This window comes from Roseibium sp. (genome assembly GCF_965233565.1).
Classification (GTDB): Bacteria; Pseudomonadota; Alphaproteobacteria; order Rhizobiales; family Stappiaceae; genus Roseibium.
Genome location: NZ_OZ247494.1, coordinates 2510097 through 2522205 on the forward strand (window position 1 = coordinate 2510097; position 12109 = coordinate 2522205).

At 60.0% G+C, this 12109-nt stretch carries 14 protein-coding genes; 7 read left to right on the plus strand and 7 right to left on the minus strand.

What is annotated here, in order from left to right; translation table 11 throughout:
• The first annotated feature begins 73 nt into the window (after window positions 1–73).
• Together ACO6TG_RS11505 and ACO6TG_RS11510 are read left to right on the plus strand one after the other, a co-directional pair.
• Window positions 74–841, plus strand: a complete 768-nt coding sequence (locus ACO6TG_RS11505; protein ID WP_422378301.1) for a sulfite exporter TauE/SafE family protein — start codon at window positions 74–76, stop codon at window positions 839–841.
• A gap of 93 nt (window positions 842–934) precedes the next feature.
• Window positions 935–2575 (plus strand): acyl-CoA synthetase, encoded by a 1641-nt coding sequence (locus ACO6TG_RS11510; protein ID WP_422378302.1) that lies wholly within the window; start codon window positions 935–937, stop codon window positions 2573–2575.
• 159 nt (window positions 2576–2734) lie between these two features.
• Here the strand turns inward: ACO6TG_RS11510 and ACO6TG_RS11515 are convergent, their stop codons facing one another.
• Window positions 2735–2914 (minus strand): YdcH family protein, encoded by a 180-nt coding sequence (locus ACO6TG_RS11515; RefSeq protein ID WP_094072507.1) that lies wholly within the window; start codon window positions 2912–2914, stop codon window positions 2735–2737.
• A 125-nt stretch (window positions 2915–3039) separates the two neighbouring features.
• Window positions 3040–3300 (minus strand): hypothetical protein, encoded by a 261-nt coding sequence (locus ACO6TG_RS11520; RefSeq protein WP_422378303.1) that lies wholly within the window; start codon window positions 3298–3300, stop codon window positions 3040–3042.
• A gap of 65 nt (window positions 3301–3365) precedes the next feature.
• On the opposite strand from ACO6TG_RS11520, the gene ACO6TG_RS11525 reads away from it, so the two are divergent.
• The 3 genes from ACO6TG_RS11525 (at window position 3366) to ACO6TG_RS11535 (ending at window position 5320) form a co-directional block, all read left to right on the plus strand.
• A complete protein-coding gene (locus ACO6TG_RS11525; RefSeq protein WP_422378304.1) occupies window positions 3366–3572 on the plus strand; it encodes a YdcH family protein in 207 nt (68 codons plus the stop codon).
• A 130-nt stretch (window positions 3573–3702) separates the two neighbouring features.
• Window positions 3703–4191: a 5-(carboxyamino)imidazole ribonucleotide mutase gene (gene purE / locus ACO6TG_RS11530; RefSeq protein ID WP_422378305.1), complete on the plus strand. Its 489-nt coding sequence runs from the start codon at window positions 3703–3705 to the stop codon at window positions 4189–4191.
• A 34-nt stretch (window positions 4192–4225) separates the two neighbouring features.
• Window positions 4226–5320: a 5-(carboxyamino)imidazole ribonucleotide synthase gene (locus tag ACO6TG_RS11535; RefSeq protein WP_422378306.1), complete on the plus strand. Its 1095-nt coding sequence runs from the start codon at window positions 4226–4228 to the stop codon at window positions 5318–5320.
• A 125-nt stretch (window positions 5321–5445) separates the two neighbouring features.
• Here the strand turns inward: ACO6TG_RS11535 and ACO6TG_RS11540 are convergent, their stop codons facing one another.
• Complete coding sequence (locus ACO6TG_RS11540) at window positions 5446–6843, minus strand: MATE family efflux transporter (protein ID WP_422378307.1); 1398 nt, start codon at window positions 6841–6843, stop codon at window positions 5446–5448.
• A 401-nt stretch (window positions 6844–7244) separates the two neighbouring features.
• Here ACO6TG_RS11540 and rpsU point away from each other — a divergent pair, with 401 nt between their 5' ends.
• Window positions 7245–7472, plus strand: a complete 228-nt coding sequence (gene rpsU, locus ACO6TG_RS11545; RefSeq protein WP_008188883.1) for a 30S ribosomal protein S21 — start codon at window positions 7245–7247, stop codon at window positions 7470–7472.
• Between the two features lie 158 nt (window positions 7473–7630).
• Entirely contained in the window at window positions 7631–8494 is an 864-nt protein-coding gene (locus tag ACO6TG_RS11550) for a tetratricopeptide repeat protein (RefSeq protein ID WP_422378308.1), read from the plus strand.
• Between the two features lie 11 nt (window positions 8495–8505).
• Here ACO6TG_RS11550 and ACO6TG_RS11555 read toward each other — a convergent pair whose 3' ends face one another.
• The 4 genes from ACO6TG_RS11555 to ACO6TG_RS11570 form a co-directional block, all read right to left on the minus strand.
• A complete protein-coding gene (locus tag ACO6TG_RS11555; protein ID WP_422378309.1) occupies window positions 8506–9177 on the minus strand; it encodes an RluA family pseudouridine synthase in 672 nt (223 codons plus the stop codon).
• Window positions 9178–9272: 95 nt separating this feature from the next.
• Window positions 9273–9554 (minus strand): aa3-type cytochrome c oxidase subunit IV, encoded by a 282-nt coding sequence (locus ACO6TG_RS11560; RefSeq protein ID WP_422378310.1) that lies wholly within the window; start codon window positions 9552–9554, stop codon window positions 9273–9275.
• A gap of 174 nt (window positions 9555–9728) precedes the next feature.
• Window positions 9729–11108, minus strand: coding sequence for an ABC1 kinase family protein (locus ACO6TG_RS11565; RefSeq protein ID WP_422378311.1), 1380 nt, complete (start codon window positions 11106–11108; stop codon window positions 9729–9731).
• Window positions 11109–11206: 98 nt separating this feature from the next.
• Window positions 11207–12100: a heme-dependent oxidative N-demethylase family protein gene (locus tag ACO6TG_RS11570; protein ID WP_422378312.1), complete on the minus strand. Its 894-nt coding sequence runs from the start codon at window positions 12098–12100 to the stop codon at window positions 11207–11209.
• Window positions 12101–12109 lie beyond the last annotated feature (9 nt).

A 12109-nucleotide genomic window follows, 5' to 3' on the forward strand; every position in this document is an offset into this window, starting at 1 on the left:
GGGACTTTACGTAAACCTTCTGGCGTGATTGTCTGCCCGCCCCTTCTGAATTTTCATCGCGATACTGCTGCCCATGACCCCGATTGCCGATCCCTGGTTCTATGCTGCCGCCATTCCGGCGGTGTTTTTTGTCGGCTTGTCCAAGGGCGGCTTTGGCGGCACCTTCGCCATGCTCGGCGTGCCCATCATGTCTCTGGTGATTTCACCGCTCCAGGCCGCCGGTATCATGCTGCCGATCCTGATCGTCATGGATGTGGTGGCCCTGCTGGCATACAAGGGCCGCGCGGACTGGAAATGCCTTGCCATCCTGCTGCCGGCCGCCGTCCTGGGGATCGGCATCGGCTGGGCAACGGCGGCCTATGTCAACGATGACTTCGTGCTGTTTCTGATCGGCGTGATGTCACTCGCCTTTGTCGCCGATTATGTTTTCAAGCAACGCAAGGCAACCGGGGCTGCCAACCACAATCTGCCCAAGGGCACGTTCTGGGGAACCGTCGCCGGGTTCACCAGCTTCATCAGCCACACGGGCGGCCCTCCCTTCCAGATGTACATGCTGCCGCTTCGCCTGGCGCCCCTGCTGTTTGCCGGCACCGCCGTCATCTTTTTCGCAACCGTCAATGCGATCAAGCTCGTGCCCTATTTCCTGCTCGGGCAGTTCGACACAACCAATCTGTCGACTTCGGTAACGCTGTTCCCGGTCGCGTTGATTGCCACCCTGGTCGGGGTCCAGCTGGTCAAGATCGTCAAGGCGGATACGTTTTATGCCATCATCTACATCTTCATGGGCCTGATCGGCGCAAAGCTTGCCTATGACGGCCTGATGGGCCTGCTGGCGGGATGAAAAGCTTGATGTGACGCAATTTCGACGTGGCTAACCGCAAGGCGAATTGCACCGGAAATGGTTTCCGGTTTTCATGAGAAAAACTCCGGGAGGATGACCATGGACGCTGCTGCCAACCCGTTCACGCAGGGGCTTGAGAAAAACACGGCCAACTACGCTGCGCTGAGCCCGCTCAGCTTCCTTGCCAGAGCAGCAGATGTTTTTCCCGAAACCATCGCGATCGTTCATGGCAACCAGCGGACCGACTATCGCACCTTCTATGATCGAGCCCGCCGGCTCGCCTCGGCGTTGACCGGGCTTGGCGTCAGCAAGAACGATACCGTCAGCGTCATGCTGTCCAACGTGCCGCCGATGCTGGAGGCGCATTACGGCGTGCCGATGGCCGGTGCAGTGCTGCATTCCATGAACACGCGCCTGGACGCGGCCATCATTGCCTTCCAGCTGGATCACGCCGATTGCAAGGTGCTGATCACCGACCGGGAATACGCACCGGTGGTCAAGGAAGCCCTGTCTCTGGCATCCGTTTCGCCCACGGTGATCGACTATTCCGACCCGGAATTTCCCCAGGACGGCGAGCGTCTCGGAGAAATCGACTACGGGGTCTTTGTCCAGTCGGGCGATCCGGAGTTTGTCTGGTCCCTGCCGCAAGACGAATGGGACGCCATCACGCTCAACTATACATCCGGAACCACCGGTAATCCGAAAGGCGTGGTCTACCATCACCGTGGTGCCTATCTGCTGGCTCAGGCCAACGTCATCACCGCTTCAATGGCCAAACACCCGGTCTATCTGTGGACGTTGCCGATGTTCCATTGCAATGGCTGGTGTTTTCCCTGGTCGCTGTCACTCGTCGCCGGCACGCATGTCTGCCTCAGATGGGTGCGGCCGAAGACCATGTGGGACCTGATTGCCGACGAGGAGGTCACCCATCTCTGCGGCGCTCCGATCATCATGTCCACGCTCCTGAACGCGGCCGCGGAAGACAAACGGGACCTGGACCGCGAGGTGGAATTCTTCACTGCGGCTGCACCGCCGCCGGAAAGCGTTCTGGCGGCCATGAAGATGGCCGGCTTCAACGTCACCCACCTCTATGGCCTGACGGAGGTCTACGGCCCGGCGGTCGTCAATGACTGGAAACGGGAATGGGACGCGCTTGCCTCCGATCAACAGGCCCAGAAAAAGGCGCGCCAGGGCGTGCGGTACGTTGCCCTGGAGGACCTGACGGTGCTCGACCCGGAAACGCTGGAGCCGGTGCCAGCGGATGGCGAGACCCTTGGCGAAGTCATGTTCCGCGGCAATGTTGTCATGAAAGGCTATCTGAAAAACCCGGAAGCAACCGACAAGGCTTTCAAGGGCGGCTGGTTCCATTCCGGCGACCTCGGGGTGCTTTACCCGGACGGCTATATCCAGTTGAAGGACCGGTCCAAGGACATCATCATCTCTGGCGGGGAAAACATCTCCTCGATCGAGGTGGAGGAGGTTCTCTACAAACATGCCGATGTCACGGCCGCCGCGGTCGTCGCCCGTCCGGACGAGAAATGGGGTGAGACCCCTTGCGCCTTTGTCGAGATGAAGCCCGGATCGCCGGTCAGCGAAGCGGATCTGATCGCCTTCTGCCGCCAGCATCTGGCCGGCTTCAAGGCCCCCAAGACCGTCGTCTTCTGCGACCTGCCCAAGACATCCACCGGCAAGATCCAGAAATTCGCGCTCCGGGAACAGGCAAAGGCGCTCTAGATTTTTCGAGAACGAGCAGCCCCTCACTCAGGAGGACGTTGGTGGCTGGGCACACGCTGCATTTTCAAAGCAATCCGGTGTTTTCCCCTCAGACGCACTACACAAATAAAACAAAAACGCCGCGCAAAGCGCGGCGTTTTGAATTTACGGCATGTCCGCCTAGTGGAGCGTAACATCTTGCCGTATTCGCTCGATCTCGTCCTTGATCTTGAGCTTTTGTCGTTTCATGTCAGCCAATTCCAGGGAGTCAGTACTCGGATGCAACAGAGCGTCTTCAATCCTGCGTTCCATTTCCGCGTGACGGCGCTCGAGTTCTGCGAGATGCGACTGCATTGACATGGAAAAAACCTCCTGTCTGTTGGCTCAACATTTTCATCGTGCCACAGAAATTCCGGCCTTGTCGATTGCAGATTCCGCATACCTGAAGCGTTTCGCCGTCAAATAATGCATTCTGGCGACTATCCTTACGAAACCCTAAAAAGCGGCGTGGAATTAACCAGTTCAAAACTCAAGAAAATTCCCCTTGAAAGATTTGCCAGTTCACAACTTTTCCCCGCGCGCTTTTTTCGCAGTTCCTTTCCGGCCGGACCATCTTCAACTGCAGCAATTTGCACGACAAATCCGGTGCTGATGCGTCTTGCCAGAACCTTGCCCAGCCGTATTTCCGGATAGTCCCCAATGCCCTGAGGAGATCTGGCTGCAAATTCCGGACGCGCGTCTGCCAAAGATGCTATCTTGCCGGAGTTCGGTGAAATGGATTAGGACTATCGTCCTGTTTTGGGGGACATGAATGGCGCAACAGGACAGTGAAGCCTTGCGTATGGAACTGGCGCAGCTGCGGCAGGAGCATCGGGACCTTGACGTGGCCGTCGAAGCACTCGCGGCGACGTCCAACCACGACGTTCTGCAGCTGCAACGGTTGAAGAAGAAGAAGCTGATGATCAAGGATCGGATCTCCGTTCTGGAAGACCAGCTGTTCCCGGACATCATCGCCTGATTGCCACGCTCTGAGCGGCCTGGTCCTCTATTTCAAAAATTCCCCGTTTCCGGCGATTCGCGCTTGCGATGTGGCTGTTGCTGCCTATACTCCGCGGCTCTTCTGAGCCCGCCGGAACCTGGAGCGTGAAATGGCACAAGCGGACGTCGCAATCATCATGGGCAGTCAGTCGGACTGGCCGACAATGAAACACGCGGCGGATACGCTTGATCAGCTGGGGGTCAGCTACGACGCGCGGATTGTCTCGGCCCATCGCACGCCCGACCGCATGTATGAGTTTGCCAAGGGCGCCAAGGCAGAAGGGTTCAAGATCATCATTGCAGGCGCCGGCGGCGCCGCCCACCTTCCAGGCATGACCGCCTCGCTGACGCCGCTGCCCGTTTTAGGTGTTCCGGTCGAGAGCCGGGCGCTGTCCGGCGAAGACAGCCTTCTGTCCATCGTCCAGATGCCGGCAGGCATTCCCGTCGGCACGCTGGCGATTGGCAAGGCTGGCGCCACAAATGCAGCCCTTCTGGCAGCCGCCGTGCTCGGCCTGACCGATCAGGTCGTCGCCGACGCACTCGATACGTACCGATCGAACCGCACGGCTGCGGTGGCTGAGGCACCGACTGACGACTGACCCCGCAAGACCGGCAATAACAGGACCGTCCGACATGAGCGACACACCCCGGCTGGCCCCAGGCGACACGATAGGCATTCTCGGCGGCGGCCAGCTCGGCCGCATGCTGGCGCAATCAGCGGCCAGCCTCGGCCTGAAAGCCCATATCTACTGCCCCGATCCCGCCAGCCCCGCTTTCGATGTCAGCGCGACCTTCACTGTCGCACCATATGAAGACGCAGACGCGCTCGACCTGTTTGCAAGTTCCGTTGCAGCCGTCACCTACGAGTTTGAAAATGTTCCCGGTGCGACGGCTGCCCATCTCGATGCGCGGGTCCCGGTCCGCCCCGGCGTGCGTGCCCTGGAGGTTGCCCAGGATCGTCTATCGGAAAAACAATTCCTGTCCGGCGCCGGCGTTGCCATTGCGGATTATGCCGACATCCAGTCCCAGGCCGATCTCGACGCGGCCGTTGCACGGTTTGGTGGAGCGGGCGTCCTGAAAACCCGCCGCTTTGGTTATGACGGCAAGGGGCAGAAGATGATCCGCAGCACCAACGATGCCGATGGCGCCTTCGACGCGCTTGGCGCCGTGCCGATGGTTCTGGAGCAGCTGATCGGCTTTGATTGCGAAGTGTCGGTGATTGTGGCCCGGGACGTCGACGGCCACACCGCCTGTTACGACATTGCCCGCAACCACCATGAAAATCACATTCTGAAGACATCGACGGTGCCGGCCGGCGTCACCGAGGCAACCGCCTCGACGGCACGCGCCATGGCAGAGAAGATCGTTACGGGTCTTGATTATGTCGGGGTCATGGGCGTTGAGATGTTCCTGGTTCGCGACGAAAAAGGCGAACGGCTGCTGGTCAACGAGATCGCCCCCCGGGTGCACAATTCCGGTCACTGGACGCAGGATGCCTGCCTCTGTTCGCAGTTCGACCAGCATATCCGTGCGGTCGCCGGCTGGCCGCTCGGCTCCGCGGACCGGCACTCGGACGCGGTCATGGAAAACCTGATCGGCTTTGATGCCGACAGCTGGCAGGACGTTCTGCGCGAGCCGGCTGCCCGTCTGCATCTTTACGGCAAGGCGGAAACCCGCGAAGGCCGCAAGATGGGCCATGTCAACCGGCTCTCGAAACAGTCAGTCTGAGATATCGGCCGGTCACCGATCTCACAGGCCAGCATGATCAGCCCTTCCGGACACATTCAGCGGTACTGCGCGCTGTTCCGGAAGGTCGACCTGACATGAGCGAACAGCCTTGACCGGTTGATCACTCAGCCTCGCACAAGACCAAGCTTTTCCCTGCGCGAAAAACGAAGGTTGGCAAGAACCGCGACCGACGCCAGCCCGCCAGCCAGCCCCACCCAGACGCCAACACCGCCCCAACCGGCCAGAAAGCCCAGGCCGAGCGACAGGCTGATGCCGACCACCCAGTAGCCGAACAAGGCGTAGAAGAGCGGGATGGTGGTATCGCCCAGTCCGCGCAGGTTGCTCACACCAATGATCTGGCCACCATCTGCCAGCTGGAAAAGCGCGGCCACCAGCAGGAACGACACGCCATAGGCCAGGACGTCCTGGGCGTCCGGGTCGTCCAGGTCGAGATAAAAACCGACCAGGGTTTCCGGAAACGTCCAGAACAGGATTGCAAAACAGCCCATGAACAACACCGTCACGGCCAGCGAGGTCCAACCGGCTCGGCCGACGCCGGCATGATCTCCCCGGCCGGCCGCAAGACTGACGCGCGTCATGGCGGCGACCGAGAGACCAACCGGAACCATGAATGTGATCGAAGCGATTTGCAGAGCAATTCCGTGCCCGGCGAGCGGCAGCGTTCCAAGCCATCCGATCATGATGGCAGAGGCGGCAAACAGAGAGCCCTCGGCAATGATCGTGAACCCAATTGGTGTCCCCATCCGGACGATCTGGAAAAAGACCGGCCAGTCGGAGCGCCAGATGCGGCCCAGAATATTGTACCGGCGCAACCTCGGATGCAGCAGTGTATAGGCAAACAGGAACAGGCAGGTCGTTGTCGCGCTGAATACGGAGGCAATGCCCGCACCGACCAGCTCCAGCCGGGGAAAGCCGAAATGCCCGAATATCAGGAGGTAGTCCAGGATCGCGTTGACCACGGCACCTGCGATCGTCGCCCAGAGCACGACCTGCGTCTTTTCCATGACGGTGAGAAAACCGCGAATGGCCATGATCAGGAGCGCCGGCAACATCGTCCATTGCAGATAGCGCATGTAGATCCTGGCCAGTTCGGCCAGTTCCGGTTCCTGGCCAAGCTCGTTCAGGATCGGCTCTACAAAGAAAAGAACGACCCAGACAGGAAGACAGAACAGCACGGAGATCCAGAAGCCCATGCGCACGGCTCGGCGCAAGTCACGCGGCTTGCGCTGACCGCGCGCCCGAGCGGCCAGCGGGATCACCGCCTGCAGCACGCCCATGCCGAAAAACCACAACAGCATGTAGAAATTGAATGCCAGCACGCTTGCAGCCAATTCCTCTGCACCCAACCGACCGATCATCAGAACGTCGGTCGTGTTGATTGCCATCTGCGCCAACTGCGCTCCGGCAAGCGGCAGGCCAAGCGAGAGGGTTGGCAGAATATCACTGCGCCAAAGCGAAGTTTGCTGCTCCGAATCGGGCACCCTTGACGCGTTCTGCGCCATCGTTTCCTCCAAAATGTGGGCAAACCCGCAACTTTATAATCATGATTGGTCTGGCGGGTGAGACTTCCACCTCTAATCCCCCTAAGCACCGAAGTCCACACCTCTTCTCACGCCATGGATCGCGAAAGCACCCCGGTTTGGCGGGCCGTTTGAGCATGTTTCTTTGCGAATGGCTGTGGACACGGCCAGATTGCTCTGGTATGTAGCCCGCCAATAGTGAGCGACGCGTCAGCGGCGATCAGGTTCCTGTACACATGTGAATGCTCGGTACATCGATCGTATCGGTGAGCGTTGACTGCGTGCCTCGGAGCAGTCGCACCAAAGCTGGCCAGACCTCGCTAAACTCAAAGTCCATACTGGCTGCGGATTGGCCGCGGCGCATCGAAAATGGGAAAAAACGCGTGCAGGTTCTGGTTCGCGACAACAATGTCGATCAAGCGCTGAAGGCGCTGAAGAAAAAGATGCAGCGCGAAGGCATCTTCCGTGAAATGAAACTTCGCGGTCACTTTGAAAAGCCGTCTGAAAAGAAGGCGCGTGAAAAGGCTGAAGCCATTCGCCGCGCGCGCAAGCTGGCTCGCAAGCGGGCACAGCGCGAAGGCCTTCTGCCGGGCAAATCCGCTCGCCGTTAAGTCGGCTTGAGTGCGCCTGGCGGCAACAAACGCCACTTTCGACAAGATTGCCGTAAGGCCGACCGCGTCCCGGTCGGCTTTTTGGCGTTTTGCAACGAAGGCTTTAAACTGAGTGGCGTGCCGCGGTAACAGCCACATTACCGCCCAATTGGAGGCACATGAACGGCATGTTTATTCACTTGACGATAAGAGATCACATGTGCCGCATGCGCAAGTTCCTGCCCCACGCCGCATTGCTCAGCCTGGCAACCCTTCTGGCTGCCTGCAACACGTCAGGTGTCTATAACGACGTTCCGGTCAACACGTCGGCCGGCTCGGCGACCAACATCGCCTCCTTGAGTGCGGTGATCGAGGCCAATCCGTCCGATGCGACCGCCTACAGCACGCGCGGCATTGCCTATGGCCAGGCCGGCAAGCTGGACAATGCCGTTGAAGACTTCAACCGCGCCCTGCAGCTGAACCCGCAGTCCTACCAGACCTACGCCAACCGCGCCCTGGTCTACCGCCGCATGGGCCGCACCCAGGAAGCGGTGTCGGATTACACCCGCGCCATCAACATCAAGCCGGACTATGACGTGGCTTATGTCGGCCGCGGCAACATCTACCGGCAGCAGGGCAATTACAGCGCCGCGCTGGCCGATTTCAACTCCGTCATCGCCCGCGACAGTTCAGATGCCCGTGCTTTCTACAATCGCGGCCTGATCTATCAAGCACAGAACCAGAACCAGCAAGCAATCGAGGATTTCGCCACCGCGATCGGTCTCAATCCGAAAGCCAGCGCGCCCTATATTGCCCGCGGCATTTCCTATCTCGCCGTGAACGACCCGAATGCCGCGTTCTCCGATCTTTCGATGGCCGTCAATCTGGACCGGGATTCGTCCGTTGCCTGGGCCAACCGGGGCCTCGCGCTGGAACAGCTCGGCAAGACCACCGACGCGCGCCGCAACTTCACCCGCGCCATGACACTGGACAATTCCAACCAGGTCGCCCGCGACGGTCTCAGCCGCCTTAACCGCGGCTGATCAGCTTCCGCTCAAAACGGGCAAGCGGCCTGAAAAAGGATCCGGTCACCACCGGTCGGATGATGCAGTTCCAGGCTTTCCGCATGAAGCGCCAGCCTCTCGCAGGCCGCAAGCGCCTCCCCGTCCGCATAAAACCGATCACCGAGGATCGGATGCCCCAGTGCCAACATGTGCACCCTGAGCTGATGTGACCGGCCGGTATGCGGAAACAACCTCACACGTGTCGAACGCTCTCCGCGTGAGATTACCCGCCAGCGGGTCAAGGCAGGTTTTCCGAACTCCTGGCTCACCATCTGTTTGGGTCGATTCGGCCAGTCGCAAATGAGCGGAAGGTCGATTTCTCCCTCCTCCGCGTCCGGCTGCCCCCAGATCTCGGCAAGATAGGTTTTCGACGTCTTGCGCCGCTCAAACTGCAATCCGAGATGCCGGTGCGCCGCGGCATTCATCGCCAGGACCATCACGCCGGACGTATCCATGTCCAGCCGGTGGACGATGCGCGCCTCCGGATAGGTTTCCCGGGCCCGCCGCTCGATGCAATCGGCATGTTCCGGCGCCTTGCCCGGTACGCTCAAGAGCCCGCTTGGTTTGTCGATCACCAGCAGATCGTCATCCGCGTACAGAACCGTGAGATACGGCTCCAGCGGAGGATCATAGACAAATTGCGCGGGCACTGGCTGTGACATGGACGATGCTCTTAAAGCACATTGCGTTCAGACAAAACAAAAGGCGCGGCTTGCGCCGCGCCTAGACCTTCGGAAAAGCCGAAGAAACGGGGATGTCAGACGGTCAGGACGGCGAGAACGCAGGTCAGACCGAAAACAACCGTAGGCGGGATCCAGCCGGAAGCACCAAGTGCCAGGCCGATGGCGGAAGAAACCAGCATTGCGAACAGCATCAGCCAGCCGAACACAACGGCTGCGGTGCCGCCGAAACCGAACATGATCAGGCACACGACAATGGTCAAAACGGCAACTGTGCCGACCTTGGAGAAGTTGATGAACCCCTCATAGGTCGCTTCGTGAGCGGCATAGTCCATTGCGGGCGCGTTATCGTCAGACATGAAGTCCCCCAGAAAAATTCGTAAGTCGGCAGCCTTCTTACAATAAAGCGCGCCCATTGGGCAATCATCTGAAAGGAAGTTTCAGCTTCAAAAAACGCGACTTTTTGGCAGCCGGCAAAGATTGTCGCCTCGGAAGCGCGGATTTATTGGCAGGACTGCTTCACCAGCACCGGGTCATGCGGCGTTGGAGGCAGTGGCGAGCCCGGCGGCCTGCATGGCATTGTCCTGCCGGTTGCGCACCACCTGTGCGTCAAACCCGTCGATCTGTTCGTTGAACAGCTGAAAGAAATTCAGTTCGGCCCGCAAATGCAGGAACACCCCGCCAAGGCCGATGGCGGCCCGATCCATGAAGACAAATTCCTGCGGCACCGTGACCGGCCCGAGCTCCTTCAGGGCCGAATGCACCCGGAAGGCTTCCTTGCGGCCATATTCGGCGGCCGAGACACCATCTGCAATCGAACGCACCCGGTCGCTCAGCAGCGGCCCGTAGATGAACCGCGCCCAAATGTTCAGGACCTCGATGATCTCCTTCTTCAGGTCCTTGAAGCCCCAGCGTTCATAGGCTGCGACAACCCGGTCGTTGTCCTCTTCCAGAAGTCCCCGGTAAAGCTCGACCACACCTTCCACGAAGGCTTCGGGGAAGATCCGGATACAGCCATAATCGAGCAGGTTGATGCCCGCCGGCGCTCCGCCGGTTTCAAACACCGTGTAGTTGCCAAGATGCGGGTCGCCGTGGATCACGCCAAAATGGCTGAACGGGTGCCACCAGGCATGAAACATGGTCCGTGCCAGAAGATTGCGGTCCTCCTGGCTGTGCTCCTTGAAGTCGAGCAACGGCTTTCCCGTCAACCAGCCCATGGTCAGAAGCCGCTTGGTCGACAGGTCATGCACCACCTCGGGCACGCGGATTTGCTCGGCATCTTTCAGGATCTGCTGATAAAGCGCGATATGAGCTGCCTCGCGGCCATAGTCGAGCTCCTCGCGCACCCGCGCGCTGATCTCCTTGGCAATCTCGCGTGTGTCGATGGCAGGGCTCATGCGCCGGTGCAGCGAGAACAGCATCTGAAGCTGTTTCAGATCCGCTTCGACGGCCGACGCCATGTCCGGATATTGCAGCTTGCAGGCCAGCACCCGGCCGTCATGCGCCGTCGCGCGATGCACCTGGCCGAGCGATGCCGCAGCAGCCGGCTCCCGGCCGAACTCCTCGAACCTTTTCTGCCAGTCCGCTCCGAGTTCGGCGCGCATGCGCCGTTTGACAAACGCCCAGCCCATGGGCGGGGCACTTGCCTGGAGTTTTGCAAGTTCCGTGGTGTATTCCGGCGGCAATGCATCAGGGATGGTCGACAGAAGCTGGGCCACTTTCATCAGCGGTCCTTTCAGACCACCAAGCGCTTCTGCGAGCTCAGCAGCATTCTTGGCATTGTCCAGCTCCATGCCGAACAGCCGTGCACCGGCGACCTTGGCCGCGATCCCGCCCATGTTGGTACCGACCCTGGCATAGCGCCCCATGCGGGCGCTGAAGCGGTTGCTTTCGCGGTCTTTGCTGTCTGCCATGAATGAACCTGCTCCCGTCGGACCGATGTCGATGTCATCACTCTAGATAAGCATTACGGTGCGGACGTCCAGCCGGACCAGCCGCCGTGGTGCCGCACCTAGTCCGAGACCGCCGCCAAGGCGTCTGCCAACCCGTCCCGCGTGGCGACCAGCCCCTTATAGGCCAGCTGGGCCGGATCCAGCGCCAGCAATTGTCCTCGCAAACCTTCGGCAATCTCCCGTCTGTCGGGCTGGCGCTCCAGAACGGCCAACGGATCATGATGGATCCTGATCGTGAACAGGATGTCTCCCGATCCCGCCAAGCGTATCAGGGTCTGCCGTTCAACGCGCAGGAACAGGCGCGCCAGGGCATTTTCAGCGGTTGCCAACTGGATCTGGCGCGGTTCGGGATGGTGCAGCTCTCCGTCGGGATAGACCGACCAGTTGAACCGGCAAAGCACCTGACCCGTTTTCAGATTGTCGAAGATCCGCGCCACCATCTGCCCCATACGGCTGCCGTTGAAGCCCGGCACGCTTTCATGAATACCGGTCATCGACAGTCCGAATTTTTCCGCCAGAGACCAGGAGGAAGGAAAACACAGGGCGGCGGCCACCAGCCTGTATCCGTCCGGACCAGGACGCATCAGAACCAGATCCTCCTGAACAAGACGCGCGGCGGTCAGAAGATCGGGCTTCTTATTGAGAAGAACCCGCCGTCCGGTGTCGGTGAGCGTGACGACATCCCCGTCAACTTGGTGACTAGTTCCGCAGTGCCTTTGAAGATGGGCGAGCACCAGATCAAGCACTTCCCTTTGAGCCGCTTCGGTTTGCGGTTCCGCCCGAAAGACCGCGTCGCGCGCCTCTTTGAAAAGACGTTCCTTCTCGGCAAGCTGCCGCGCCAGGCCGGAATCGACGTCCAGCCAGTCCTCTTCGTCGACCGGCTTCAGGCCGACCGTGAAGGGCTGACTCGTACCGTCATAAGGCGTGTGGCGAAACACGGCATCTTCGGACATCAACGCACG